The 26,390-nt window shown below is 36.3% G+C and carries 25 protein-coding genes; 8 read left to right on the plus strand and 17 right to left on the minus strand.

Annotated elements, in window-relative coordinates:
* Positions 1-52: 52 nt before the first annotated feature.
* The 5 genes from RUH95_RS06080 to RUH95_RS06100 all read right to left on the minus strand — a co-directional run bounded on the left by RUH95_RS06080 (position 53) and on the right by RUH95_RS06100 (position 5,572).
* Positions 53-1,090: a siderophore ABC transporter substrate-binding protein gene (locus tag RUH95_RS06080; RefSeq protein ID WP_313891947.1), complete on the minus strand. Its 1,038-nt coding sequence runs from the start codon at positions 1,088-1,090 to the stop codon at positions 53-55.
* Positions 1,091-1,217: 127 nt separating this feature from the next.
* Positions 1,218-1,985, minus strand: coding sequence for an iron ABC transporter ATP-binding protein (locus RUH95_RS06085; protein WP_313891948.1), 768 nt, complete (start codon positions 1,983-1,985; stop codon positions 1,218-1,220).
* Positions 1,982-2,938 (minus strand): iron chelate uptake ABC transporter family permease subunit, encoded by a 957-nt coding sequence (locus tag RUH95_RS06090; RefSeq protein ID WP_313891949.1) that lies wholly within the window; start codon positions 2,936-2,938, stop codon positions 1,982-1,984. Before RUH95_RS06090 ends, RUH95_RS06085 begins: the two co-directional genes overlap by 4 nt.
* Positions 2,925-3,881, minus strand: a complete 957-nt coding sequence (locus tag RUH95_RS06095; protein ID WP_313892201.1) for an ABC transporter permease — start codon at positions 3,879-3,881, stop codon at positions 2,925-2,927. Before RUH95_RS06095 ends, RUH95_RS06090 begins: the two co-directional genes overlap by 14 nt.
* A gap of 848 nt (positions 3,882-4,729) precedes the next feature.
* Positions 4,730-5,572 (minus strand): DUF6612 family protein, encoded by an 843-nt coding sequence (locus RUH95_RS06100; protein ID WP_313891950.1) that lies wholly within the window; start codon positions 5,570-5,572, stop codon positions 4,730-4,732.
* A gap of 135 nt (positions 5,573-5,707) precedes the next feature.
* Here RUH95_RS06100 and RUH95_RS06105 point away from each other — a divergent pair, with 135 nt between their 5' ends.
* Positions 5,708-7,426: an ABC transporter ATP-binding protein gene (locus RUH95_RS06105; protein WP_313891951.1), complete on the plus strand. Its 1,719-nt coding sequence runs from the start codon at positions 5,708-5,710 to the stop codon at positions 7,424-7,426.
* A 46-nt stretch (positions 7,427-7,472) separates the two neighbouring features.
* On the opposite strand, the gene hflX is transcribed toward RUH95_RS06105, so the two are convergent.
* Together hflX and RUH95_RS06115 are read right to left on the minus strand one after the other, a co-directional pair.
* Complete coding sequence (hflX, locus tag RUH95_RS06110; RefSeq protein ID WP_313891952.1) at positions 7,473-8,744, minus strand: GTPase HflX; 1,272 nt, start codon at positions 8,742-8,744, stop codon at positions 7,473-7,475.
* 26 nt (positions 8,745-8,770) lie between these two features.
* A complete protein-coding gene (locus RUH95_RS06115) occupies positions 8,771-9,520 on the minus strand; it encodes a VOC family protein (RefSeq protein ID WP_313891953.1) in 750 nt (249 codons plus the stop codon).
* Positions 9,521-9,844: 324 nt separating this feature from the next.
* On the opposite strand from RUH95_RS06115, the gene RUH95_RS06120 reads away from it, so the two are divergent.
* Genes RUH95_RS06120 through RUH95_RS06130 form a run of 3 tightly spaced genes read left to right on the plus strand, consistent with a single transcriptional unit; the run spans position 9,845 to position 12,628 of the window.
* Positions 9,845-9,970: a hypothetical protein gene (locus tag RUH95_RS06120; protein ID WP_313891954.1), complete on the plus strand. Its 126-nt coding sequence runs from the start codon at positions 9,845-9,847 to the stop codon at positions 9,968-9,970.
* Between the two features lie 57 nt (positions 9,971-10,027).
* Positions 10,028-11,413, plus strand: a complete 1,386-nt coding sequence (gene nhaC, locus RUH95_RS06125) for a Na+/H+ antiporter NhaC (protein ID WP_313891955.1) — start codon at positions 10,028-10,030, stop codon at positions 11,411-11,413.
* 54 nt (positions 11,414-11,467) lie between these two features.
* Positions 11,468-12,628, plus strand: coding sequence for a class I SAM-dependent methyltransferase (locus tag RUH95_RS06130; protein ID WP_313891956.1), 1,161 nt, complete (start codon positions 11,468-11,470; stop codon positions 12,626-12,628).
* A gap of 239 nt (positions 12,629-12,867) precedes the next feature.
* Here RUH95_RS06130 and RUH95_RS06135 read toward each other — a convergent pair whose 3' ends face one another.
* The gene (locus RUH95_RS06135; RefSeq protein ID WP_313891957.1) at positions 12,868-15,456 is read right to left on the minus strand and encodes a bifunctional 2',3'-cyclic-nucleotide 2'-phosphodiesterase/3'-nucleotidase; all 2,589 of its coding nucleotides are present in this window, start codon (positions 15,454-15,456) and stop codon (positions 12,868-12,870) included.
* A 213-nt stretch (positions 15,457-15,669) separates the two neighbouring features.
* Here RUH95_RS06135 and RUH95_RS06140 point away from each other — a divergent pair, with 213 nt between their 5' ends.
* Positions 15,670-15,933 (plus strand): hypothetical protein, encoded by a 264-nt coding sequence (locus RUH95_RS06140; protein WP_313891958.1) that lies wholly within the window; start codon positions 15,670-15,672, stop codon positions 15,931-15,933.
* 35 nt (positions 15,934-15,968) lie between these two features.
* Here RUH95_RS06140 and RUH95_RS06145 read toward each other — a convergent pair whose 3' ends face one another.
* Together RUH95_RS06145 and RUH95_RS06150 are read right to left on the minus strand one after the other, a co-directional pair.
* Positions 15,969-16,136, minus strand: coding sequence for a hypothetical protein (locus RUH95_RS06145; RefSeq protein WP_313891959.1), 168 nt, complete (start codon positions 16,134-16,136; stop codon positions 15,969-15,971).
* A 21-nt stretch (positions 16,137-16,157) separates the two neighbouring features.
* The gene (locus RUH95_RS06150) at positions 16,158-16,634 is read right to left on the minus strand and encodes a hypothetical protein (RefSeq protein ID WP_313891960.1); all 477 of its coding nucleotides are present in this window, start codon (positions 16,632-16,634) and stop codon (positions 16,158-16,160) included.
* Between the two features lie 91 nt (positions 16,635-16,725).
* Here RUH95_RS06150 and RUH95_RS06155 point away from each other — a divergent pair, with 91 nt between their 5' ends.
* Positions 16,726-17,571, plus strand: a complete 846-nt coding sequence (locus RUH95_RS06155) for an Rgg family transcriptional regulator (protein WP_313891961.1) — start codon at positions 16,726-16,728, stop codon at positions 17,569-17,571.
* Between the two features lie 83 nt (positions 17,572-17,654).
* Here the strand turns inward: RUH95_RS06155 and RUH95_RS06160 are convergent, their stop codons facing one another.
* Positions 17,655-18,947: an ABC transporter permease gene (locus tag RUH95_RS06160; RefSeq protein WP_313891962.1), complete on the minus strand. Its 1,293-nt coding sequence runs from the start codon at positions 18,945-18,947 to the stop codon at positions 17,655-17,657.
* The gene (locus RUH95_RS06165; RefSeq protein ID WP_313891963.1) at positions 18,937-19,635 is read right to left on the minus strand and encodes an ABC transporter ATP-binding protein; all 699 of its coding nucleotides are present in this window, start codon (positions 19,633-19,635) and stop codon (positions 18,937-18,939) included. Before RUH95_RS06165 ends, RUH95_RS06160 begins: the two co-directional genes overlap by 11 nt.
* Positions 19,636-19,815: 180 nt before the next feature.
* Between RUH95_RS06165 and RUH95_RS06170 the strand changes: the two genes are divergently transcribed.
* Both RUH95_RS06170 and rsiV read left to right on the plus strand, forming a co-directional pair.
* Positions 19,816-20,313, plus strand: coding sequence for an RNA polymerase sigma factor SigV (locus RUH95_RS06170; RefSeq protein WP_313891964.1), 498 nt, complete (start codon positions 19,816-19,818; stop codon positions 20,311-20,313).
* The gene (gene rsiV, locus RUH95_RS06175) at positions 20,310-21,188 is read left to right on the plus strand and encodes an anti-sigma-V factor RsiV (RefSeq protein WP_313891965.1); all 879 of its coding nucleotides are present in this window, start codon (positions 20,310-20,312) and stop codon (positions 21,186-21,188) included. The genes RUH95_RS06170 and rsiV overlap by 4 nt, the downstream gene beginning before the upstream one ends.
* Before the next feature lie 131 nt (positions 21,189-21,319).
* Here rsiV and RUH95_RS06180 read toward each other — a convergent pair whose 3' ends face one another.
* From RUH95_RS06180 to RUH95_RS06200, 5 genes are all read right to left on the minus strand, one after another.
* The gene (locus RUH95_RS06180; RefSeq protein ID WP_313891966.1) at positions 21,320-21,802 is read right to left on the minus strand and encodes a PCYCGC motif-containing (lipo)protein; all 483 of its coding nucleotides are present in this window, start codon (positions 21,800-21,802) and stop codon (positions 21,320-21,322) included.
* 21 nt (positions 21,803-21,823) lie between these two features.
* Complete coding sequence (gene fumC / locus RUH95_RS06185; protein ID WP_313891967.1) at positions 21,824-23,200, minus strand: class II fumarate hydratase; 1,377 nt, start codon at positions 23,198-23,200, stop codon at positions 21,824-21,826.
* A gap of 18 nt (positions 23,201-23,218) precedes the next feature.
* Positions 23,219-24,172 carry an HD-GYP domain-containing protein gene (locus tag RUH95_RS06190; protein WP_313891968.1) on the minus strand — a complete coding sequence of 318 codons (954 nt, stop codon included), beginning with the start codon at positions 24,170-24,172 and terminating at the stop codon, positions 23,219-23,221.
* Between the two features lie 121 nt (positions 24,173-24,293).
* Complete coding sequence (locus RUH95_RS06195; RefSeq protein WP_313891969.1) at positions 24,294-25,820, minus strand: flotillin lipid rafts scaffold protein FloT; 1,527 nt, start codon at positions 25,818-25,820, stop codon at positions 24,294-24,296.
* 18 nt (positions 25,821-25,838) lie between these two features.
* Positions 25,839-26,348, minus strand: a complete 510-nt coding sequence (locus RUH95_RS06200; RefSeq protein WP_313891970.1) for an NfeD family membrane protein — start codon at positions 26,346-26,348, stop codon at positions 25,839-25,841.
* Between the last annotated feature and the right edge of the window lie 42 nt (positions 26,349-26,390).

The following is a 26,390-nucleotide window of genomic DNA, read 5'->3' on the forward strand; positions in this document are numbered from 1 at the left end:
ATTCTATACAAAAAAATCCACGAGGAATGCTCCCCGTGGATTTTAGTATGAATTATTTTAATTCATCTAGAATTTCTTGTAATTTTGCTGTTTCAGTTGTTATACCGTTGCTTGAGAAGTACCAGTTTGTACCGTCTAAGTATACAATTTTACCTTCTTTGTAAGCACGAGTTTGTTTAATAATATCATTTTCGATATCTGCTTTAATCGTTTCTACATCCGATACTGTACGGTCTACGATTAATAATACTGCTGGATCTACAGAAAGTAATGACTCATAAGAGAAGTCAGAACCGTGTGAAGATGCTTTAATATCAGTTGTAGATGGTACGAAACCGAAGTCATTGTATACGTATGCGAAACGAGAGTCTGCACCATTATCGAAACCAGAGATCTTTTTGTCGTTATACATAGCTACTAAAGCATTTTCATAGCCAGCTGCTTTTTCTTTTACTGCATCTACTTTTTCTTGTAATGCCGCTTTTAACTCTTCCGCTTTTTCAGCTTTATCAAAGATTGCTGCTGCTAAATCAACTGTTTCATAAACTCCATCAATATAGTTCGAGTTATCTGAACCGATAAATACTACATTTGGTGTAATTTCTTTTAATTCTTCATAATATGGAGATTGGCGACCAGAGATAAAAATAATATCTGGGTTAGCAGCTGCTACTGCTTCGAAGTTGATTTCTTTTAATGTACCAACATCAGCAACTTTATCGCTTGGTGCATATTTTGCTTTTAAGTGTTCTGGAATGTTTCCTTTACCACCGTTAGCTGCGATACCTACGATACCTTCAACGCCTAATGCATCAAGTGTGTCTAAGAAACCGTAGTCCAAAGTAATGATGCGCTTTGGTTCTTGCTCTAAAGTAATATCTTCAAACGTAATTGATTTACCTTCGTCAGTTTCTCTATTAGCAGTTAGTGAAGATACTGTCATAGGGAATGCTGATTCTTCAGCTACAACCTTTTCTGTTTCACCTGATTTATTTGTTTCATCTGTTTTTGGTGTTTCTGTTTCATCTGATCCACATGCAGCTAACATTAATACTAAAGCTGGTGCAGCTAATAATTTCCATCTACTCATACTTCATTTCTCCTCCTACTAATAACTCCCTTTAAGTGATAACGATTATCATTATCACACAACTAATTTAAACTCTAATTTAGTTCTCTAAAATTGTCAATTACTTTTTGATTTTTTTTTTTGAAAATTAGTTATGTGAATTAAAATAAACGCATATTCGACAACCATCCTGCACTTGAACAGGAATGTCCATATCATACACTTCACGTAAAGCAACTGAGTTAATAATCTCATCTGTTGGACCATCTTTTACTAGACGTCCATCCTTCAACGCAACGATACGATCTGAATAGACGGAAGCAAAGTTAATATCATGCAATACGATAACAACTGTTTTCCCTAGCTCATCTACCAATTTACGCAAAATTTTCATAATTTGCACCGAATGCTTCATATCTAAGTTATTTAATGGTTCATCGAGTAAAATATAATCAGTATCTTGTGCAATAACCATAGAAATAAAAGCACGCTGCTTTTGACCACCAGAAAGCTCATCTAAAAAACTGTCTTGCATATCTGTTAAATTCATATACTCTAATGCCTGGTCCACAAACTTGTGATCTTCTTTGCTTAAACGACCTTTCGAGTATGGATAACGTCCAAAAGATACAAGCTCTCGAACAGTTAAACGAATATTTAAATGATTTGCTTGCTTTAAAATGGCAACACGTTTCGCAAATTCAACGGATTTCATTTTCTTTACGTTTGATTGGTCTAACAATACTTCACCTGTATCCGCATCTAACAAACGACTTACCATTGATAATAACGTTGATTTCCCCGCACCATTAGGTCCAATAAAGGACGTAATGGCTTTCGGTTGGATTTTTAATGTGACATCTTCGACAACAACCTTTTTCCCGAAGCTTTTAGAAAGTCCTTTAATCTCAATCATGCTGCTTTCCTACTTTCCTTAAGTAGTAAGTAAATAAAGTAAAGACCACCGACAAAGTTAATAATTACACTAATAGTTGTTGATAAATGAAATACATGAATCACTAAAAATTGGCCACCGACTAACGCAATAATACTTATTAAACTTGCTCCTACAATTAAAACCGAATGTTTGTAAGTACCAAAATATTGATACGCTAAGTTAGAAACAATTAACCCTAAAAACGTAATTGGTCCTACTAACGCTGTTGATACTGCAATTAAAATTGATGACAAAATTAAAATACGCAATACCATTTTGTCATAATTAATACCTAAGTTAACAGCATTGTCACGTCCTAAGGACATAACATCTAACTTATGTAATATACGTGTACCATACAGAAGCGATAAAATTAAAATACCTGCTGATAAAAATATCAACTCTGTTTTTACATTCATAAAGCTAGCAAACAGTCTAGCTTGTAAGCTTTCATACTCTACTGGATCAATAATTACTTGCATAAAGGTGACTAAACTTCCAAGTAGTGTGCCGATAATCATACCTGCTAATAATAGTAAGAAAATCGGATACTTATCCGCACGAAATAAGAAGCGGTATAAAATGACAGCAAACAGAACCATTGCAATAATAGATACACCAAAGTTTAAGTAACGACTTACAACAAAAATCGAACCCGATCCTAAAGCAAAGTAAATGATTGTTTGCACTATCTCATACATCGAATCAATACCCATAACCGATGGCGTTAATAATCGATTGTTCGTTACCGTTTGGAACATCACTGTTGCATAGGCAATTGCAGTACCTGTAATAACCATCGCAAGCAGTCGTTCTAAACGTTTCGGAAACGCATAACTAAAACCGCCTTGAATATTGTAAAATGCAAATAATAGCATACAGATTAAAGCAATACCTGCTAATATAAGTAATTTCGTACTATTTTTGCGCATATGCTTTCCCCCTAAATAACATAATTAAGAAGATCGCACTGCCGATTACTGCTACAGTTGTATTTACTGGAATTTCAAATGGATGTACGATTAAGCGACTAATAATATCGCAAGCTAATAAAAATGCTGCTCCCATAAAAATTGTATGCGGGATTGTTTTGCGTAAATTATCCCCCAAATAAAGAGAAACAAGATTTGGTACAATTAATCCTAAAAACGGAATAATACCTACTGTTAAAACGACAGTCGTAGTAATAACTGCTACAATAACTAGTCCTATATTCAATACCGCTCGATAACTTAAACCGACATTTTTAGCGAAATCCTCACCCATACCTGCAACCGTAAACTTATTAGCATAAATATACGCAATAATAATTGCTGGTATAGCTAAATAAAGAAGCTCATACCGCCCTGATATAACTAATGTAAAACTCCCTTGGAAAAAGGAATCTACATTTTGTAAAGTGTTCCCTTCATATGCCAAGAAAGTAGATATCGCACCTATAATATTTCCGTACATAATCCCGATTAACGGAACAAATATTGCATCTTTGAACTTAATTTGTTCAAGTAACCGCATAAAGATAAATGTCCCAATTAAAGCAAACGCAAAACTAAAAAGAATTTGCCCGAAAAAAGACATACTTGTAAAAAATACCATCGATACAACAATCCCAAGTTTTGCTGCATCTAACGTACCAGCCGTTGTTGGTGAGACAAATTTGTTTCGGCTTAAACTTTGCATTATCAAACCTGCAATACCCATTCCTGCACCAGCTAAAATAATTGCTAATAATCTTGGTAAACGACTCATTAAGAAAATTTGTGTTTCTAACGATTTCCAATCAAGTAAATGACTTGGCTTTATGTTAATCGCACCAATAAATAGCGAAATAACTGACAGGACGATTACTGCAACAATCAACATCCACAGTCTCAGTCTCATGTGCAACCCCATATTTCTTTTATTCTCAGATGATAGTAGAACTTATTCTCAACACTGAGTATTCAACCTATTTATATATATAGAAGATAAGATATTTTTAAAATTGGAAGACAACACTGAAAATCATTATCATTTACCAACATTTCCAATTATAGCACGACTGATATACAAGTCAATTGATAAATGAAAATGACTTTCAATTGATAATAGAGTTGTTCACCATTTATTCATTTTTAATATTCAAACACTTTAGTAGCCCAGTTTCTGGCTTGCTTCGGGCTTCACATAAGGCTATACGATGAACGATAAAATTTAAAAGCTTGTTGAAAGTGGCTGCGCCACTTCCAACAAGCTTTTTCTTCGGTCATCGTATAGCAAATATTCGCCTTCCGCTCGTCAGAAACTTCCGCGCCAAGTGGTTAATACTTTTGGCAATAGGATAAGCAAGTCCGTTCTTTCTACCTTGGAGTCAGCCAAAGATACAATTTTTCAGCTCTTTGTAATCTCTTTTGCGACGAGTAACCGCAGGAGCAGGTTTTTAGAAAGCGACACTTCTACATTTGAATATAAAGTGGAGAAGTAGACGACAAATTTACTTCGTACGAAAATTATTGGTCTATTCCTAATTAGAAATGCTAATGAACTTTTTAAGTACTTTAGTAGAAAGAGCGTGAATACACCCCCATAAGCAGGATGGATGTAGTGAAAAGCCGCGGCTCGGGTGGGATAAGCGGACAGGTGGGACCCCGCAGTGAAACGAGGAGGCTCACCAACCGCCCCACCGAAAGCGCCCGCTTGTAACGAAATCCACTCTCCCATCCCTATACTCGCTCCTTCTCTTTTTAAATTTCTAAAGCACTATCAATTACATCTTGAGGAATAACAATTTCCTTGATTTCATTGAAGTGAGAGAAGTTTGTCTTCACATCTTGATACAACATCATTTCCTCACCATCAATCACCATGCTCATATCCATTACCATATCTACCTTGCTCGAGTTAAATGTTTTTTTGTCGATATGGATTAAATACTTTACTGACTTTATATCCATTTCGATATTAGCTTCTTGTCCACTATCCATTATATTTTGCATCATATCATCTAATTGACTTTGTACAAGCTCAGTGAATTTTTCACCAGAAGCTTCTAATGAAAGAATATAATGATCGTTATCTTGTTTAAATGTAAAATCCTCTAAGAAGCTTTCGATTTGCTTTAATTGATCTGACGGGTTGGATTGCTCCGCAGAGTTTTGTAGCTCCCCTAGCAAATCCTGTGGCAGTTTCATCCACTGGTCCCCTTCACTCATATAAAAAGAATCCTTTGTAATATAGCTTTCCATATCCATTACTTGGTCTTCTCCGTCTCCCGTCATTGCATGCATCGTTGTTTTTCCTTTTTGATAAATCTGCATTGGTTCTATTACATACTCCATATCCATTAATGAACTAATGTCTGCATCGATTCCTTGATCAACCATACTCATTTTTTGTTTCATATCAATTGTAGCTTTTACGCTTTTTAGTTCTTCTGATGCCTTAATCGACTTATCATATACTTCTTGTAGCGTTAAATTGCTTGTCTCCGTTATTTTCGTGTTGTCTGTTGGAGAGGCTGTTTGATTACATGCGGCTAAACTTAGCGACAATGCGCCAACTGCCAACATACTCATCCATTTTTTCATATTATTATCCACCCTTTCAAATATTTACTCAAACTATTATACGTTTATGTATATTGGAAAGTTTCAACATTATTATTTCGGTTTCAGAAATTTTTGTTATAATAATCGTTATGAAGGAAGAAGGGGGTATATTTTATGCTTAAGAAATTTTTTGCTTTTTACAAACCACATAAAAGATTATTTATCATAGACTTTTCAAGTGCTATCATCGTTGCTCTTTTAGAACTTGCATTTCCTGTTGCGGTTCAGTGGTTTATAGACGTACTATTGCCGACTAAGGATTGGGATATGATTGTAAAAATTAGTACTCTATTATTGCTCGTCTATGTTTTGAGTACTTTCCTCAATTATATAGTGAATTATCTTGGTCATAAGCTTGGCATTAATATCGAAACAGATATGAGGCAGCAATTATTCAATCATGTGCAAAAACAATCGTTTCGCTTTTTCGATAATACGAAGACCGGACATGTGATGAGTCGTATTACGAATGATTTATTTGATATTGGAGAGCTTGCCCATCATGGTCCAGAGGATTTATTCATCGCAATTATGACACTTATCGGTGCGTTTATTCTTATGTTCAATATTAATCCAGAGCTTGCGATTATTGCGATTGTCATTGTTCCTGTTTTAGTAATAGTTGCGACATACGGAAATATTATGATGAATAAAGCATGGAAAAATATGTACGGGAAAATCGCAGATGTGAATGCACGCGTAGAAGACAGTGTATCTGGCGTACGTGTTGTGCAATCTTTTACGAATGAAAACTTTGAAATTACTCGCTTTAAAGAAGATAATGGTCAATTCCGATTAGCTAAACTTAAAGCATATAAAGTGATGGCTGGGACTCATTCAAGTATTTATATGATGACTAGACTTGTTACGTTAGTAGTACTTGTTGTTGGAGCTTACTTTTCTCTAGAAGGGAAGCTTAGTCATGGGGAACTTGTAAGTTTTGTCCTGTTTGTGAATGTGCTTATTAAGCCAGTTGATAAAATTACTGCTTTACTTGAGCTGTATCCAAAAGGAATGGCTGGGTTTAGAAGATTTTTAGACTTAATGGAGCAAGAGCCAGAAATTATCGACAATCCAAATGCAATGACAGTTAATCATTTAAATGGGGATATTGCATTTAATGACGTTAGTTTCCGTTACGATCAGCATAAATCGGTATTAAAGGATATAAACTTAACTGTGAAAGCAGGAGAAACAGTTGCATTCGTAGGTCCTTCTGGTGCAGGAAAGACTACTATTTGTTCACTTATTCCTCGTTTTTATGAAGTTTCAGATGGGGCAATATCCATTGATGGATTAAACATCCAAGATATTACAATGAATTCATTGCGCGCTCAAATCGGAATTGTGCAACAAGATGTATTTTTATTCACAGGGACAATTAGAGAAAATATCGCATATGGGAAAATGGATGCTTCAGAAGAAGAAATTCGTGAGGCAGCGAAAAAGGCTCATTTAGAGGATATGATTGCTTCCCTTCCAGAAGGATATGATACGCAAATTGGAGAACGTGGACTCAAATTATCAGGCGGACAAAAGCAACGTTTAGCGATTGCGCGTATGTTTTTGAAAAATCCTCCGATTTTAATATTGGATGAGGCTACTTCCGCTTTAGATACAGAAACAGAAAAGATTATTCAAAAATCGTTAATGGAGCTTGCAGAAAATCGTACTACGCTTATTATTGCGCACCGACTTGCTACAATTCGTGATGCGGATCGTGTACTCGTGGTAACTGAAGATGGTATTGCGGAGGACGGGTCATATAATGAATTAGTTAAACAAGATGGCATTTTTGCAAGGCTACACAATATTCAATTTCAGGAAGTATAAAAGCTGCCCCTAGTTGGGCAGCTTTTTTCATTTCTTTATTAAAATATTATTGTTGAAAAATGAATGGTTGGAATCGGTCGTAATCTGATTTTTTTACTTCTACTTTTATAAGCGTGCCTTCTTCTTCATAATCAGTAGACTGAATAGTGGCATGTTCATTCAAATAAGAAACAATATCGCCTCTATCGAATGGTATTAATAAATCGCATACTACATAATCAGAGAAAATATGCTCCTTAATAATTGCTAACAGTTCATCCAAGCCTGCTCCTTCTTTTGCCGAAATCCATATATTATCCTCTGCAACATGTGGATATTTCAACTCTGCTAGATCAGATTTATTGTAAACAAAAACAGTCGGCACATCCTTTACTCCAACAGCGAGTAAGGTTTCATTCGTAACGTCCATCATATAACGATGCTCGTCATTGGACACATCTACTACATGTAGCAATAAGTTGGCGTCTCTTGCTTCTTCTAATGTGGAGCGGAATGCTTTCACTAGATGATGCGGTAGTTTACTAACAAACCCAACTGTATCTGTTAATAAAAACTCCTTTTGATCAGCCAGCTTAATCTGCCTAACAGATGTTTCAAGCGTTGCGAAAAGCATATCTTTTTCAAATACTTGCTTGGAATCTTCTTGGCCGATTTTACGAAGCAATTGGTTCATAATTGTCGATTTACCGGCATTTGTATATCCTACAAGTGAGACTACCGGAACGGCATTTTTCTGACGTTGTTTTCTTTGTGTTTGTCGCTGATCTTTTACATGTTCAAGCTCTCGTTTTAGCTTGGCAATTTGGTCTTCAATTTTACGTCTATCTAGTTCTAATTTCGTTTCCCCAGCACCACGGTTTTTAAAGCCGCCGCCAGTTCCCCCACCTTGTCTGCCTAAAGATGCTCGAAGACCAACTAGTCGTGGAAGCATGTATTGGAGCTGTGCCAATTCTACTTGCATCTGTGCTTCGTTTGATTTTGCACGGCGAGCAAAAATATCTAGTATGAGCATCGTTCGATCGATTACTTTACAATCCAAATCTCTTTCTAAATTTCGAATTTGAGAAGGCGATAATTCATCGTTAAAAATGACTAAGTTTGCTCCAGCTTCTTCGTAGAAGTGTCTAATCTCTTCTACTTTCCCTGTTCCAACATAATGCGAAGATGTAACTCTGTTCAAGTTTTGCGTCACTTCTCCGACTATTTCAACGTTTAATGCGGCTGCTAAGTTGTGCAGTTCTTCTAATCCATAGTCAAAATGCTCGTCATGTTTCAAATTGACGGCAACAATGACTGCTTTTTCTATTAACTCATCCAAAATAATTCCCCCTTTATGATGATTTCCTACTCCGCTAAAAATCGATAGGTCGCGTTTTCGTAATGAATATCCCCATTTTTTTCAGACCCGTTTACATAAATAGTTACAAGTCTTTCTTTTTTTTCATTTATTTGCTTTTTGAATATAAATCGGGCATTCGATAATAACAATGTTTGCTCATCTTGTTCTTCGAAACCGAAATAGTTTTTCCATCTATCCATTACTTCTCTTGGATTATCCACATGAAACTCACATGCAGCAATAGAGAGCTCTAAATTACTTGAATTGATCGTACCATCCTTTTCAAGCAACCGGTACCTTTCTTCATCGCTTTCCTCCCACTCTATAAAAAATGGAGTTGGAAGTGCATCATCTACTTGCTCTTTTACGAATAACATTTTCCACTTACGTACTAAACCGCTTGTTGTTTTTCTTTCAGCATGTAAAACTCCTGATGTTTCTATACCTTTTCGCTCAAGCTGTTCGCATAGTTCGTCCATCGTATTCGTTCGGATGCACACCGTCCCAAAGCCTGGACCCGTTTTCAGATCATGAAGTAATAAGTTAACTAAAGGGTGATTTGCATTAGTTGCAACGTCTTCATGTTCTAGTGCAAGCCATTCAATATAGCTCGTTTTTGTATACAGTAGCGCATTATATGTACCCCAGTGTATATGCTGACCACCGATAACTGCATGAAAACCTTTTTCGCTCCATTGTTGCACTGCTTCTTTTGGTTTTGTTGTTACATGATGAACAATATGATCTAAAAACATACCCACACCTCTTTCTTAGTTCTATTATAAAACAAAAAGAACAGACTAGTAAGAAACGTCACCTCTTTTGTCGATTTCCCAGGAAATATATTTCTCCTACAGTTTAATTTCGACATAAAATTCTGAATAAATTTTCTCTTTTATGTCAAACCCTTTAGGTACAAGAAACGCAACGAATCGCCTTTACATACCCCTTGACAGTCCGTCAAAACATGATAGAATTCAAATTACTTCAGCGCACCAAAGCGTTGAACCGCGAAAGCGAAAATATACGAGTGATTGACTTAGTAATCTACATGTACACAGCAAAAAGAGACTGAACGGTTGGTGAAAGTTCAGGTAAACATGATGGATGAATTACAACAATCAAATAAGCTCGGTTTGAATGAGTGGTCGAACAAATCGGTTCGACAAATAGGGTGGTACCGCGGAGATTTCCTTCGTCCCTAATTTCTGGGATTGGAAGGTTTTTTTTCATTCCTCAAACACACACTAGGAGGGTTCACTATGTTTCGTATACGCGCGGTAATATCGCCTTCGTTTTTAGAAGCAGTACTACTTACTGCACTAATTATTATTACGATGGGCGTTTGTATTATTAAATTTGATTCAGTTCCACATATACCTATTTTATTGGCAATTCTTTTACTTCTCTTTTACGGGCTTGTAAAAGAAGTTCCTTTTAAAAAATTAGAAGAAGGGCTCGTAGAAGGTTCGAAAGCTGGACTTGGGGCAATTTTCATCTTTTTCTTTATCGGAATTCTAATTAGTAGTTGGATGATGGGTGGAACAATTCCTACACTTATTTACTTAGGTTTTCAGTTCATCTCTCCACACTTTTTCTATGCAATTGCATTTTTGATTACTTGTGTCGTTGGTCTTTCCATCGGAAGTTCGTTAACGACAGTTGCAACAGTTGGTGTCGCTTTTATCGGAATGGCGAGTGCTATGGATATTTCATTAGCTATTACGGCTGGTGCAATTGTTTCCGGTGCTTTTTTTGGAGATAAAATGTCTCCTCTATCAGATACGACAAATCTTGCGTCGGCTATTGTGCAAGTCGATTTGTTCGAACATATTCGAAACATGGGTTGGACAACAATTCCAGCATTCCTTATTTCGTTAGTTGGATATGCATTTTTATCACCGAATAAAGAAATACAACAACTCGATCAAATAACTGCCTTTCAAGATGGGCTCCTTCAAACAGGTATGATTCATTGGTATTCTTTATTGCCGCTTGCTTTACTCGTTGCACTTTCTCTCAAAAAAGTTCCGGCTATTATAGCGTTAGCACTAACTTCCATTGCAGCTATTGTTATATCGTACTTCTTCCAAAGTTTTTCCTTTGCTGAAGTGCTGCATATATTATTTAGCGGATACACGTCTGAAACTGGAATCGAAGCAATCGACAAATTACTTTCAAGAGGCGGCATGAATAGCATGATGTTTACAATCGGGCTTGTCCTGCTTGCGCTAAGCATGGGTGGACTATTGTTTACACTTGGTATCGTGCAAACTTTATTAATGAAAATCGAACATGCTTTAAAAAGCGTTGGCTCTGTTATCGCAGCCTCGGCATTTACAGCTATAGGCATAAACACGTTAATAGGTGAGCAATATTTATCAATTCTATTAACTGGCGAGGCATTCCAAGCTTCATTTAAAAAAGTTGGTTTAGCAAATAAAAACTTAGCGCGTGTAATGGAAGATGCAGGTACAGTCGTCAATCCACTTGTCCCATGGAGTGTGTGTGGTATATTCATCACAAGCGTATTAGCCGTCCCAACACTCGACTATTTACCATTCGCATTCTTCTGCCTGCTTAGCCCAATATTGACGATATTATTTGGACTAACTGGTAAAACATTAACGTATATCACAGAAAAATAATGCCTCGTATGATACACTATTTCCAAGTATCTTACGAAAAAGAAGGCGAATTGAATGGAATTTCAAGAAATGAAACAATATCTACTAGAACAAATTTTGGACAAGCAGTTAATGACCGCAACAATTAGCCAGCCACGAGTAAAGTCTAATGAAGTGAAGCGTGTAAAACTAAAACCAATCGAACTAAAAAACATGTATCATATTCAACTAGAATATCAATATGAACGTATTTTGAAGCATGAAAATATCCCGCTAGAAAGCTTTGCCCAAACACTCGATGAGCTGCTAGAGCAATTCCGTCAACTGCATATCGATTTCATAGCAGAAAAAGTACAAGTTCAGCTTTCAAAGAAAAACAAAGTCATGTGGAAATCGGAGAAAACCGAGGCCGCAAAAGCTGTCAATCTATCACATAATCGCAAAAAGAATTATTTACTAGATGAAAATACTCCCTACCCTTTCCTTATTCGTTTAGGCGTGCAAACAGAGGAAGGAAAAGTGAAGAAGCAAAAGTATGATAAATTCAAGCAAATTAATCGTTTTGTAGAGTTCATTGCCGATGCCCTTGCCTATTTACCAAAGGATCAGCCTGTGCGAATTCTCGATTTCGGCTCAGGAAAATCTTATCTAACATTTGCACTTTATCACTATTTAAAAATAGAAAAAGGTCTCGATATTCGAGTAACTGGCCTTGATTTGAAAAAAGAAGTAATTGAGGAATGTGCGAAAATTGCACAGGACTTAGGCTATGATCAGTTAGAGTTTTTAGTAGGAGATATTAATGACTACAACGATGAAACTGCGGTAGATATGGTTGTTACGTTACATGCATGCGATGTCGCAACAGATATGGCGCTAGCTCGCGCAGTTAAATGGAATGCTAGTGTCATTTTAAGCGTCCCTTGCTGTCAGCACGAATTGAATACACAGCTAAATGCACCTGGACTAGACATTATGTTAAAACATGGTCTTGTAAAAGAACGATTTGCAGCACTTGCAACTGATTCTATCCGAGCTGAAATTTTAAACATGGTAGGTTACGAAGCACAGTTAGTCGAATTTATCGACATGGAAAACACACCAAAGAACATTTTAATACGCGCTTATAAAACAGGAAGAAAAACAACTCCAGAGCAGCTTGAAAACTATCAACAGTTTAAGCAACTTCTAAATGCTAAGCCGTTTTTGGAAAATGAATTAAAAGATTATCTATGACAAGAAAAGCGTAAGCGCCTATGTCCGCCCTGACAGGCACGTTCTTCTGCGACGAGTAACCGCAGGAGCAAAGTCTTCTGCGACGAGTAACCGCAGGAGCACTTTTCACATTTGCCCCCGAGGGACTAGGCGCTGAAGCTAGACAATCACTAAGTATGAAAGCTTATACTTTCTTATCGGTTAAAAAAGAAATAGCCTAGAAACCTTAAACATGGTTTCTAGGCTATTTTCTATCATTCTTATTTCAGTGAATACTTCCCGAAGCCATCTGTGCCCTCGCCTAAGTATTTAATGCTGCCATTTGCAGGAAGCACACTAACTGCTTTTTTCGAAGACTCGAATACAACTTGTGCTTTTGCTGGTAATGCTGCAAACTTCCAGTTGCCATCTGCTGAAGGATCAATCGTTTTCTCTTCCAAAATATAATCGATGATCGCTTGACGGTTTTCATCTGGATATACTTCGATTGCAGTAGCATTGCGTACACCTGGGAATGTTCCGTTTGCACGGTAGTTATTCGTTGCAACCATAAACTCTTGTTTCAAATCGATCGGTTTGCCATTGTATTGTAAGTTTTTAATACGTGATGCGTTTTTATTTTTCTCGTTGCCATCTGCATCATATTTAGCAGGTTGTGTTACGTCTATTTCATACGTTACTCCATCGATTACATCATAATTGTAAGAACGGAAGTCTGGATTAATCAGCTGTTGCTCGCCAGCTTTTGCTGCATCGATTTGATTGAACTGACCTGCAGACATTTCAAGCCATTCTTTTACATCTGCTCCCGTCACTTTTACCGTTGCAAGCGTATTATCATACAAATATAAATCTGCTACGTTCTTAATAGCTAATTCGCCTTTAGGAACGAATGTATAGTAATCTGGGTCGCTTCTAGTTCCTGCTTTAAATGGAGCACCTGCAGAAAGAACAGCAAGTTTTTCATTTGCAGTACCTTTTAATTTCGCTGTTACGTATGCTGTTTGCGCGTTTGTTACGATTTGAATAGACGGATCATCTTGCACTTGTGAGAAGTAACTATGAATGTCTGCTGTTGTTTGTCCAACTGCTTGACGAACATATTTAATCGTCCCTTCATGTGCCTCTTTCACTGCATCTACTACCGCTTGATCGACATCAGAAGCATCTTTTGCAATCATGCGTACTTCTGCTTTAGAAGCAGCTACAGTCCAATCGTCGCCTTTTTTCTCCAATGTTAAATCAATAACTCCTAAATGACTACCGTACTTACCAGCCATTACAACTGGAACGCCATTCATAGTACCTTTTTCAACGTCTACATTCGTTAAGGACGCATCTACTTTACCAGGGAATACTTGGTGAGCATGACCTGTAATTATTGCGTCTACCCCTTTAACTTTTGTTAATAAATACGTTACATCCTCTTCGCCAACTTCATGCTTTGCATCGCCAATACCAGAGTGAGACAGTACAATAATTACGTCTGCTCCAGCTTTTTGCATTTCAGGAATAATCGCTTCCACAGCTTGAACAGAATCGTCTACTGTTACTTTTCCTTCTAAATGAGATTTATCCCATTTTAAAATTTGCGGTGGAACAATTCCTGTAACCCCAACTTTAATTGTTGTTTTATTTCCTTTAGAATCAACTACTTCTTTATCAATTAATGCATATGGTTTATAAAGCAATTTTTTAGTTGCTGCACTGCGAACATTCGCATTCACATATGGGAAGTTTGCATCATCCATTACTTCATCTAAGTAATCAAGACCATAGTTGAATTCATGGTTGCCGAAAGTTGCCCCGTCGTATTTTAATAACTCCATTGCAGTTACAGAAGGATGTTCTTCCCCGTCTACTAGCTTGTCTATAGCTTGCTTATAAGAGCCTAGTGGAGTTCCTTGAATTGCATCACCATTATCAAATAATAATGTGTTGCTATTTTCTTTACGTGCATTTTTTATTAATGTAGAAGTTTTTGCAAGACCCAAACCTTGAGACTCTACATCTTTGTAGTAATCATAGTTTACGATATTTGTATGAATATCAGTCGTTCCTAGAATACGTAAAGAAACAGTATCTCCAGTAGGAGAAGGTGTTAAAGTGATTCCTGCTTTCCCAGCAATTTCAATTCCTTTTGCAAGCAATTCTTGCTGCATTGGGGAAAGGTTTGTAGCAGGTACTTGACTGATTAAAGGTCTAATCGTTTCTAACACTTTTTTAGCTTCTTCTATTTTATTTGCAGCTAATAATTTTTCTGCTTCTACTATTTTCATATAAATAGTAACAGGTACTTTTAGCTGATCACGTGTTAAATTAGCAGGTTTTTTGTATTGATCTAATAGTAGATCTCTAGCAGCTTTCCCTGTAAATTTATAAAGTATTGTTGTGCGAGTATCCAATTGAACAGATAATGCATGGTATGCTTTTTCTAATTTAGCCCAATCTTTTTCTGCCTCAGCTACTTTGATATCCGCCAAAATTGGTGTTAAATACTTATCCGCGTAGTTGTAGGCATCAATATATGGAACAATTCCTTTTGTAATACGTTCAAAATACAATTTTTCTAAATTAGTTAATAATACTGCTTTATTTGTAGCATTAGATTGTACAATTGCATCTTTTGCTTTTTCATAATTTTCTTTGGCCTTATTTAGTGCAGGGTATAGATCTTTACTTGGAACGAGAATGCCTTTTTGAGCAGGTGCAACAAATGTATACGTTGCCTCTTTCATATCTTTCCTTGCTTGGTCTACTGCGTCTTGCATAGAACTATCAGCAAAACTGACTTGCGTAGACATAAGTAAGGACGTTGCCAAAACAGTTGCAATTACGGACTTCTTCATTAATTCTCTCCTGCTTTCGTTTTTTAATTTTTTAATAAAAACTAGAAAAATAAGGATACTATTTAAAGATAATCAAAAAAAAGAGTTATTGCAATCAAAAAATTACGAAGATTGTATTATTTTCAGTTTTTTTTGTCGATTTGTATGTAAACTCTTACATTCAACCCCTTCTTTTCGTATACTTAGTTTAGTTGTAGATTGGAGTGGAATCATTTGAAGGAACCGACATTAAAAAAAGTAGCTTACGGAGCAGCGATGGCGATTGCAGTTATTTTAGTACATTTGGTCAATGAGTATGTATACAAAATGCCTCCTATGTTCGCAATCTTTTTAGCTATTTTCTTCACCTATTTAGGCATTAGGCTAATTCGGAAATCCGATAAATTCGACAAGAAAATTTCAAGAACTCAATATAATTTATTAAATTTAGTTGTTGTACTCGTTTTAGTAGTTTCTTATTTTACGATTACACAATAAAAGGTCGTCTCCAATTGGGGACGACCTTTTATTTACTAGTTGATTTTTTTGTATATACCAAATACTAACCCTATTAGGCTTCCAAAAAATATCGAATATAATGCGTGAGTCGCCATATCTCCATTAAATACAGTAAAAATAATATTTAACAATAAAAACCCTAAAACCCCTCCAACTATCAAATAAAGAATTGAGCTTTTCATAACGCTCCCCCAATCAACTTTTTAATAGTTAAATAATACCATAGAATCTGGCATATCGGTCTTTGATAGTTGCCCCGTTATATTAATAGATCCTGCTTTCGGTATTGAAACAGAAACGGACGTTCCAATTCTCACAGTTGTATGGGAATAATGTCCATAAGCATTAGCTTTTGTATCACCTGTGTTTCCTTTTTCTACTTGAACAGATACGTAACCAGTGTGGTCATATGGAGGTGAATCAGCACCAAATGATTTAAGATTAAATGTTTTTGCAATACCGTATGAATTTCTTGTAGTGCTTGATTCAGCAACAGAGTGCAACCCATAAGCATCACGATAAGTATAAGAAAAACCCTCCGTTCCCGGAATTTTTACAGCCGAAGCAGAATGAGTAACAGCAACAACATCTGTCAGTGTGAAATTAGGTTGGCTAATCCAAGAAAAATTATTTAAAAGTAGTATTTTACCACCTGAAAGTTTTGTAGCCACAGTTGTCATCTTCATCCAACTAGTTTCTGTATAACAATTTGCGTTAGAAGCACAAGTATTTAGTAAAGAAATTAACTATGATAATACAGGTAACAATTTTTTGAAAATACGAGAAGGAAAGGGGTTCTCTCAGAGAAAAGTTTCCATTGATATTCTCCATCAATCAAATTGCTCAAAATTTGAGCAGAACAAAGTAGATATTTCATACAAAAAATTTGTTCAATTGTTAGAAAGAGTGCATATTGAATTAGAAGAATTCGAATTTATTTCTAATAACTACTCCTATCCACCAAAAAAATGGATTACACTGAACTTTTTTGCCATGAAATTGATTGATGTGGAAAAACTAAAAAAGATTATACGTATATCTGATATTTTTTTGGAAGAACATGAGGATGAACTTATTCTAGATATTAGACATCTAGCAGAAGCTTTTATTTGCATACAAGAAAATAATGATTTCGATGCAGCGAAAAAGCTTGCCTTAAGGGTATGGAAACGTTTGAAAGAATATGATACTTGGCACTTAAATGAACTCCAGTTAATTAATTGTTTGCTTTATTTATTTGATATCGAAACTGCTACTTTCATTACAAAATTTGCGCTTAAGCAATTACAAAAATACAGTCAGCATCCACTTTATCAAAAGATTAAAATTCCTTTTAACTACAATTTAACTCTATTATTTATTCAGGAGAATAAATTACAAGAAGCAAATCTTTTAAATGAAAAACTGATTACTGAGTTCAAAGAATTAGCTGCTTATAATCTAATGACTTGTTGTTATGCTCGAAAACATTTCTTATCAAATCAATTAAATCAGCCTATAGAAATCAATTATTTACAAAAAGCTTATAGCATTTGTGATGCGCTTGATAATGATGTCTTAAAACAAAAAATTATAAATGAAATGGAGTACTTTAGCACACTAGATTTTAAAAAGTAGCTTACGGAGCAGCGATGGCGATTGCAGTTATTTTACGATTACACAATAAAAGGTCGTCTCCTTGTTGGGGGACGACCTTTCTTTTATAATTCCTGCCTTAACGCTTGAATCACATCAATTTTTGTTGCTTTACGTGCTGGTCTCCATCCGGAAATCATAGAAACACCAATGCTAATAATGGATGCAATTACTACTAACTGCCACGGTATTAAGGAAAACGTCATCTCAACACCCTCGAAGCTTTCCTCACCAAGCGCAGCACCTACTACCATAGGTAATATCCAGTTCGCTAAGAAACTAACTGCATACGAAATAATGACCGCTAAGGCAGTTCCAATAATACCTATCCATGCACTTTCCATTAAAAACAAACGTTGTATTAACTTCGGACTAGCCCCAATTGCTTTCATGACACCTATTTCTCGAGTTCTTTCTGTTACAGCCATCGTCATCGTATTAAAAATTCCTATCGAAGAAATGAGGACAGCAATCGTACCAACAAAAATCAAACCTATTTTAAACGCCATAAAAAATACATCTATTTGCTCTAATTGTTCTGATACCGAATAAACACTATAGCCCATTTCCTTCAATTTATCTGTTGCAGCTTTAACATGTTCTAAACTAGAAGTGTAAATCTTCGTACTTGTAAAAAATAAGTTAGCATTTTCTTGCTCCATATTTGCAACATATACTTCTTCCAACTTGTCCTTCCATGACTGATCCATTAATATATTCGTATCTACAAACCAATCTTTTGCTGGTTTCTCGGTTACTCCGACAATAGTGAAGTCCCATTTCTCCGGGAAGGCCTCATCTAGTTCAAACGGTTGAAGTGACATAGAAATTGTTTTTCCGATTAAAGAACCTGTATATCCTTTTTGATCAATTACTTCTTCTGTACTCTCTTCAAGCACTTTGCGCTCTTCTTCTGTTAATAAACTTTTTGCAAATTGATACCCTACTATAATTTCATTATCCTTTACAGGCATTCGACCTTCGGATAGTTTCAGGTTTGCTTTCTTCTCTTCCTCAAAACTTGTTAATATTATGCTCTCTTGATTCGAGCGTCCTTCTAATTGAGAGGACATTGCAGCATCCATTCTCGTTCGTTGCACAATTGCATTAATTTGCTCGAGTGCTCTAATTTGCGAAAGATCGAGGTCTTCATCTGGACTCTGAAATATTTCAATTTCTGTAATTGCCTGATCTTCTAATATTTCTTTACGCATCGTATCTTGTATGCCAAATCCAATAGAAGCAAGTACGATTAAAAATGCACACCCCATTGTTGCAGCAAGTACTGTCATAAATACACGTAATTTATTTTTCTTAATATGTTGACTTACAAAATCTATTTGGTCTTTAAATAACATATCGTCCTTCCCCCTTCACAAGTTCTCCATCATGCATTCTAAATTGACGATGTGCAATACTAGCTACTTCCTCGTCGTGCGTGATGATGACAAACGTTACACCCAGTGTTTGATTCAAATCTTGTATTAATAATAAAATATCCTGCTCCGTTTCCGAATCTAAGCTTCCAGTCGGTTCATCCGCAAACAGAATAGGTGGATTCGTAACTAACGCACGCGCAATACTAACTCGTTGCTGCTGACCTCCTGATAGCTCATTAGGATAATGGTCTGCTACCTCTTCTAGCCCTACCTTTTTCAACAATTGCTTTACACTTGTTTTTCTTTTTTTTGAAGTAACTCCCTTCAATTTCAGTGGAAGTTCCACGTTTTCAAATGCCGTTAGTCCAGGCATCAATTGAAAGTTTTGAAAGATAAATCCGAAATTATTTAAACGAAATTCAGCCCTCTCAGTTTCATTTAACAAGACTGTTTCTTGCCCGTTAACTATAATAGAACCTTGTTCTGGAGTCATAAAACCCGCTATAGTATGAAGTAAAGTTGACTTACCTGATCCACTTTTCCCTACAATAGCTACGACCTCTCCCTTCTCTACTTCAAAGGATAATCCTTTTAAGACAGGGACTTTCTTTTCTTTCCCTTTTTTACCTATTGAAAATGTATGATTAACATTCTGAACTTGTATCATTTTAATTGCTCCTTCCATTTTGCTACTACCACAGTGTAACCATCGTTTCTTAACATTTTGGAAGGATAATTATGAAGAGTTTCTTAAGATGTTTTTATTTTTTTAGATCAAAGCAAACTTTTCTAAGTTGTTATCCGTCAAACAAGTAGTTACGTAACAAAAAAGGAGTATATCTATGTCATGACTAAAAATGAAAAATACGAACTTGTTGAAAATTATATTGTAGAAAATCAACATGTACATTATCGACTAGCTTACAGCTATGTGAAAAACAAAGAAAATGCTCTAGACATTATTCAAGAAAGTATTTTGAAGGCATTAAAATCAGTCGAGCAATTGGAAGAAATTCAATTTATGAAAACATGGATTTATCGAATCATCATTAATACATCATTAGATTTCATTAAAAAGCATGGACGTATGCAAGTAATGGAGGAAGATGCACTTCATTCGTTTCTACCAGAACAAAGAGATGAAACAAAGAACTTAGATTTATACGATGCTCTCGACGAGTTAGGGGAGCCGTATAAAACGATTGTTGTTCTACGCTATTTTGAAGATTTGAAAATCGAGGATATTGCAGAAATACAAAAGGAAAATGCGAACACGATTAAAACGAGGTTATATGCAGGTCTGCGAAAGCTACGAGTAAATATGGAAGAGAAGGTGGAAGTATGAAAAAAATACAAGATGCAAAAAAACGATATGAAGATGTTGAGATACCTAGCGAATTAAAAGGGGTAGTGGAACAATCAATCCTAAAGGCAAAGCAAAAATCGAAAAAAAATGGATCTTTTAAACAATGGGGAATCGGTGTAGCAGCGGCCGCTACATTATTTGTTGCTAGTGTAAATGTAAGCCCTGCATTAGCACACTCCTTAGCAACAGTCCCGGTACTCGGCTCCATCGTTCAAGTCATAACTATTCAAGAAATTACATTTGACGAAGAAACATATAACGCAAACTTAAAAACACCAAATGTAGTAGGTCTTGAAAATAAAGAATTAGAAAATATGTTGAATGAAAAATATACAGCAGAAAACGAAGTACTCTATGAGCAATTTCAAAGTGAAATGAAAGAGATGGAGGAAGCCGGTGGCGGTGGTCATCTTGGTGTCGATTCTCATTATGAAGTCATTACAGATACTGATGACATTCTTTCGATTAGTCGCTACGAAGTAAATACAGTGGGCTCATCGTCTACTACAATGCGTACTGACACAATCGATAAGAAAAATGAAATTTTAATCACATTACCTAGTTTGTTTAAAAATGACGGTTATGTGGAAGCAATTTCTACTTATATTAAAGAGGACATGATTAAACAAATGGCAGCTGATGAAGATCTTGTTTACTGGGTTGGAGAAGAAGCAGATTTTGAATCCTTTGAAGCAATTCGTGCAGATCAAACTTTCTCCATCACAGCTGACCATAAGCTGACTATTTCTTTCGACAAATACGAAGTTGCCCCAGGATATATGGGCGTTCTTACATTTGAAATTCCAACAGAAGTGATCGCACCTTATTTAACAAGCGACTATTATATTAAATAAAGTCATGTCGGCGGCGGCTTAGCTGCATGGCCATCCGATTATTCGGCTCAGCCATCCGTTTACGAACAATTTGCACAAAAATAAAACAGCACCCTCACACAAACCTGTGTAGAGGTGCTGTTTTTTGCTTATTAAGAAGGCATTGGAGTGTCTGTTGGTGTTGCATAGCCTTCTTTATATGCTTCATCAATTGCATTTCGAATTTCTACTAATGTTTTACCTTCTTGCACCATCTTAATAGACATGACAGCTGTTTCTAAACATGCTGCACATCTTGTTCCGTGATCATCCCATACAACTTCACCACTGTCTTTAATTTCGTCTACGAAACAGTTAAAGTTACTTTCGTGCCCTGCACTATCTCCACAACCGCAATAGCAAGGCATCCATTTTAAAATATCATGTGCTTTTGCAGAAGCTTGATAAATGATTTTCATTTCTTCAGGTTGTGCATCTAAAAAAGCTGGTAGGACATCAGTGGATGCCGTTACTTCCTGCAAGTCACCATTCGGCAAATGCTCTGGATGATCATCGTGATTTTCTTCTGCTTTCTTTTCTCCACATGCTGCAAGAACAAGCATAGAACTTAATAATAAGAATAGAATTTTTTTCATTTATTATGCAACCTCATATTTCTATATCATTTTTTCCGGTCGTACTAGTTCATCAAATTTTTCAGCAGTTAATAAATCAAGAGCAACCGCCGCTTCTTTCAATGTCGTGCCATTTTTATGTGCATACTTTGCAATTTTCGCTGCATTTTCATAACCAATGTATGGGTTTAATGCAGTAACGAGCATTAAGGAATTGTTTACATGATGCTCGATTGTCTCTAAATTCGGTTCAATTCCAACGGCACAATTATCGTTAAAGCTAATCATTGCATCACTTAGCAACTCTACAGATTGAAGGAAATTATGAATGATTACTGGTTTAAATACATTCAATTGATAATTTCCTTGGCTTGCTGCAAAGCCAATTGTTGTATCATTCCCCATCACTTGTGCGACAACCATTGTCAGTGCTTCACTTTGTGTTGGATTCACTTTACCTGGCATAATCGAGCTCCCAGGTTCATTTTCAGGAATAGAAATTTCTCCAATGCCTGATCTTGGGCCACTTGCTAATAAACGAACGTCATTTGCGATTTTCATTAAATCTGCTGCCAACGCTTTAACTGCTCCATGGACGTATACGATATCATCATAGCTTGTTAATGCATGAAACTTATTTTTGGCAGAGGTAAATTCAATTCCTAGTGCTTTTGAGATTTCAGCAGCAACTAACTCACCGAATCCTTTCGGTGCGTTCAAGCCAGTTCCAACAGCTGTTCCACCAATCGCTAGCTCTTTCATTTCTTCCATACTTTGAGAAATCATTTTTGCAGATTTCTCTAGCATTCTGTGCCAGCCACTAAATTCTTGGCCAAGTGATAATGGAGTCGCATCTTGTAAATGCGTGCGACCAATTTTCACAATGCCCATAAGCTGCTCGGATTTTTTTCCTAGCGTTTCTTTTAGTACATCGATTGCTGGTAGAAGTTGTTGCTCTACTGCAAGGACACCTGCTATATGTAAGGCAGTTGGAAAAGTGTCATTGGAACTTTGGGATTTATTCACATCGTCATTTGGGTGAAGGCGCTCCTCGCTACCTTGTTCTTCCAAAAATTGATTGCCACGGTGAGCGATAACTTCATTCACATTCATATTCGACTGAGTGCCACTTCCAGTTTGCCATACAACAAGAGGGAAATGCTCGTTTAGCTGACCTGCAATAATTTCATCCGCAGCTAAACAGATTGCATCTTTTTTCACTTCTGATAAATTGCCAAGTGAATGACTTACGATAGCAGCTGATTTTTTTAAAAGAGCAAGTCCGTGAATGACACCAATTGGCATTTTCTCTTGTCCAATTTTAAAGTTTTCTTTGCTTCTTTGTGTTTGCGCTCCCCAAAGACTATCTTGCGGAACTTGGATTTGTCCCATCGAATCTTGTTCAATACGGTAAGCCATCCTACCTCACTCCTCTTTTCAACTCGGGTGGATATTAACCCCCCACTCATTATTTCTTTCACTCATCATTTTTAAAAACTCATCCACAACTGTAGGGTTAAATTGAGTACCTTTTCCATCCTTTACTTCTTGAACTGCTTCCTCAATCGTCATCGCACCTCTATATACCCGATTGGTTGTCATTGCATCGAAAGCATCAACGACAGAAACAATAGAAGCTTCCAGTGAAATTTCTTCCCCAATTAAACCGTATGGATATCCTTTTCCATCATATCGCTCATGATGTTCTTCTACAATGAAAGCGGCTTCTCTTAATGCTTCTATTTCATGATTCCGCATCATTTCAGCTCCAAGAGTTGTGTGCATTTGAATGATTTTCCATTCATCTTCTGTCAGCTTTCCAGCTTTATTTAAAATTTCTAGTGGCACTGCTAGTTTTCCGATATCGTGAAAATAAGAACCGTTACTTAGTACTTTCAATCCATGTCCATTTGGTTTTATTCTTTTCCATAATTCGATTGAATAATCCCTAATACGTGTACAATGATGATATGTATAGCCATCTACTTCTTGAATTTTTTTCGCGTCTCTGTGTATAATTTCTCGTTCAGTAAAATTCTTTTCAAAATAATCAGAAGTCATTTCAAACAGTATATCCACAGTCTCTTTCGCAAAACAAGTTAAGATAGACTTCCCAACAGTCGCGTCAATAACTTCGCCAACTTGCATTATCTTTTTCTGTCCATCCCTCTCTATTTCTAACTCTCCATGCACAATTGTATAACTTTCCTTGTAATTTCCACGATTTTGCAACGCCGAATAAATCCAAGATGTACTTCCAGGATGCAATGTATATAAAGAATAGGAAGTATCATTTACTTTTCCAAGATATGTTGTGACAGTCTGCTCCGTAATAACTCTAGGTAAACTTGCATTTTGCTTTATATCCTGTATTTGCTTTTTCGTAAGCATCCCTTTGCCCCCATGCCCTTTACATGATTAAACAATTTATTCTTTTATTATACAATTTTATACACAATAATGGAATCATAATAAAAGGTGACCAAAATAAATTTTGATCACCTTTTGAAGCTTAATCTTCTGGTAGTTGTTGCTCATTCACTTTTCTTACTTCTTCCGTAAGTTGCTCGATACTCGGACGAATATTCCCTTTGCCAGAGTAGTTTTCAAGCATTTCTTTTACATCAATTCCAGACGATGCTTTTAATGTTTCTTGTAGCGTCGACATCAAATTTGTTGCATAAGAAGTTATTTTATTTGCCCCTCCACCTTCACCACCGCCAGTATCCACAACAGTAATTTTGTCGATATTTGCAAGAGGACTTGCGATTTGTTTTGCATATTCTGGTAACATTTTCACAATCATGTCCAATACCGCCGCTTGGCCATACATCTCAAATGCTTCTGCTATTTTACGTTTTGCTTCTGCTTCTGCAAGACCTTTCAGACGAATAACATCCGCTTCCGATTCCCCTTGTGCTCGTTGCGAATCCGCTTTTGCAAGCCCGTCTAAACGCACTTTCTCTGCATCCGCTTTTGCTTTTGCTTCAATTCGGTATTTTTCAGCATCCGCTTCAGCCATTTCACGGGATTTAGAAGCTGCCGCGTTTTGTTCAATTGCATAACGATCCGCATCCGCCTTTTTCTTCACTTCCGAATCATATTGCTTTTCACGACGTAAAATCTCTTTTTCTTCCAATTCGATTTGTTTTTGACGCTCAATAATTTGAATTTGCATTTCTTGTTCTGTAACTTCTTGTTTCGAACGAGCAGTTTCTAGCTCATACGCTTGGTCAGCACGTGCTCTTGCAATATCTTGCTCACGACGATATTCCGCTACTTTCAACTGATTATCCTTTTCTGCCTCTGCAATTTCAGTTGCACGCTCTATCTCCGAACGCTGCGCTTCTTTTGAAGCTTCCGCGCGTTTAATGCGTGTTTCTTTCTCTGCTTCTGCCGTTGCTATGTCTGCATCTCTCTTCACTTGCGCAATTCTCGGTTTTCCTAAAGAATCTAAGTATCCATTTTTATCACGAACATCTTTAATGGTAAATGAAACAATAATTAAACCCATTTTCGCTAAGTCTTGAGAAGCAACACGTTGCACTTCTTGAGAGAATTTGTCACGGTTTTTATAAATTTCTTCGACAGTCATCGAGCCCAAAATAGAACGTAAATGACCTTCTAATACTTCCTTTGCTTCATTTTCACGATCATCTTTTGATTTCCCTAAAAACTGTTCTGCTGCTGTTGCAATTTCGGAAATAGAACCGCCAATTTTAATAATTGCTGTTCCATCGGCCATTACTGGAACTCCTTGCTCTGTATATACTTCTGGTGTTGTTACTTCTAGTTTACTTGATAATAAACTTAAAGGTTGACCTTGTTGAAATACTGGAAATACGAATGTACCGCCACCACGAATTATTTTAATACGATTGCCTGAATCATCTGTGTGTACATTTTTTGATCCTAAATAACTTCCTGTTACAATTAGCGCTTCATCCGGACCAACTGTTCGGTACTTAGTCACATATAGTGCAAGTATGGCTAACATTAAAAATACAACAACAACTCCAACTATGATTAAAAGTCCCATTCCATTTCCCCCTAACAATTATTTCAAAGGCTCATATTCTTTTACAAAAAATGTGCCACCTTCTACATCAATGATTAACACTTGTTTTTCATATTCAATTTCTTCATTGTCATACCCAACTGCACGCTTTGAAATTAGTCCATTGACCGTTTCAATGACAATCTCCCCAAAGCCATCTGCTGGAATTGGAACAATTACTTTCCCAACTTTGCCTTGCAATGATTCATCCGTATAAGCCATAGAAACTTCTGCTGATGCAAGCGGTATTAATATGAAGTAATACAATAAAAAAGATAAAATACTAGAAGCAATAACCGCTAACAAGATAACTACTACATTGCTCCATTCCGTTAATCTCAATAAAATAAATCCCGCCGCTGATATAAACAAAAGAAAGGATAAAATGACCGTCGGATTTAAAAATCCTGCATCAACCCCATCAATTGCATCCGCAAACAATACATATAAAATCGTAATAAGTCCCACAATAATTAAAGAGTATAAAAAGAATTGCTCTATTTCCCTCACCCCTTCGCTATAAAGTTTGTTAACTCATTTATATATACGGAA

This window comes from Psychrobacillus sp., from assembly GCF_032154225.1.
Taxonomy (GTDB): Bacteria; Bacillota; Bacilli; order Bacillales_A; family Planococcaceae; genus Psychrobacillus.

Coding starts and splice junctions, on each gene's coding strand:
- RUH95_RS06105 (WP_313891951.1), top strand. CDS start 5,708: ATGCTTAAGAAATTTTTTGCTTTTTACAAACCACATAAAAGATTATTT.
- RUH95_RS06100 (WP_313891950.1), bottom strand. CDS start 5,572: ATGAAAAAATGGATGAGTATGTTGGCAGTTGGCGCATTGTCGCTAAGT.
- RUH95_RS06180 (WP_313891966.1), bottom strand. CDS start 21,802: ATGAAAAAAATTCTATTCTTATTATTAAGTTCTATGCTTGTTCTTGCA.
- RUH95_RS06150 (WP_313891960.1), bottom strand. CDS start 16,634: ATGACAACTGTGGCTACAAAACTTTCAGGTGGTAAAATACTACTTTTA.
- RUH95_RS06130 (WP_313891956.1), top strand. CDS start 11,468: ATGGAATTTCAAGAAATGAAACAATATCTACTAGAACAAATTTTGGAC.
- nhaC (WP_313891955.1), top strand. CDS start 10,028: ATGTTTCGTATACGCGCGGTAATATCGCCTTCGTTTTTAGAAGCAGTA.
- RUH95_RS06160 (WP_313891962.1), bottom strand. CDS start 18,947: ATGTTATTTAAAGACCAAATAGATTTTGTAAGTCAACATATTAAGAAA.
- fumC (WP_313891967.1), bottom strand. CDS start 23,200: ATGGCTTACCGTATTGAACAAGATTCGATGGGACAAATCCAAGTTCCG.
- RUH95_RS06145 (WP_313891959.1), bottom strand. CDS start 16,136: ATGAAAAGCTCAATTCTTTATTTGATAGTTGGAGGGGTTTTAGGGTTT.
- RUH95_RS06190 (WP_313891968.1), bottom strand. CDS start 24,172: ATGCTTACGAAAAAGCAAATACAGGATATAAAGCAAAATGCAAGTTTA.
- RUH95_RS06085 (WP_313891948.1), bottom strand. CDS start 1,985: ATGATTGAGATTAAAGGACTTTCTAAAAGCTTCGGGAAAAAGGTTGTT.
- RUH95_RS06135 (WP_313891957.1), bottom strand. CDS start 15,456: ATGAAGAAGTCCGTAATTGCAACTGTTTTGGCAACGTCCTTACTTATG.
- RUH95_RS06170 (WP_313891964.1), top strand. CDS start 19,816: ATGACTAAAAATGAAAAATACGAACTTGTTGAAAATTATATTGTAGAA.
- rsiV (WP_313891965.1), top strand. CDS start 20,310: ATGAAAAAAATACAAGATGCAAAAAAACGATATGAAGATGTTGAGATA.
- RUH95_RS06080 (WP_313891947.1), bottom strand. CDS start 1,090: ATGAGTAGATGGAAATTATTAGCTGCACCAGCTTTAGTATTAATGTTA.
- RUH95_RS06090 (WP_313891949.1), bottom strand. CDS start 2,938: ATGCGCAAAAATAGTACGAAATTACTTATATTAGCAGGTATTGCTTTA.
- RUH95_RS06165 (WP_313891963.1), bottom strand. CDS start 19,635: ATGATACAAGTTCAGAATGTTAATCATACATTTTCAATAGGTAAAAAA.
- RUH95_RS06115 (WP_313891953.1), bottom strand. CDS start 9,520: ATGTTTTTAGATCATATTGTTCATCATGTAACAACAAAACCAAAAGAA.
- RUH95_RS06195 (WP_313891969.1), bottom strand. CDS start 25,820: ATGGGACTTTTAATCATAGTTGGAGTTGTTGTTGTATTTTTAATGTTA.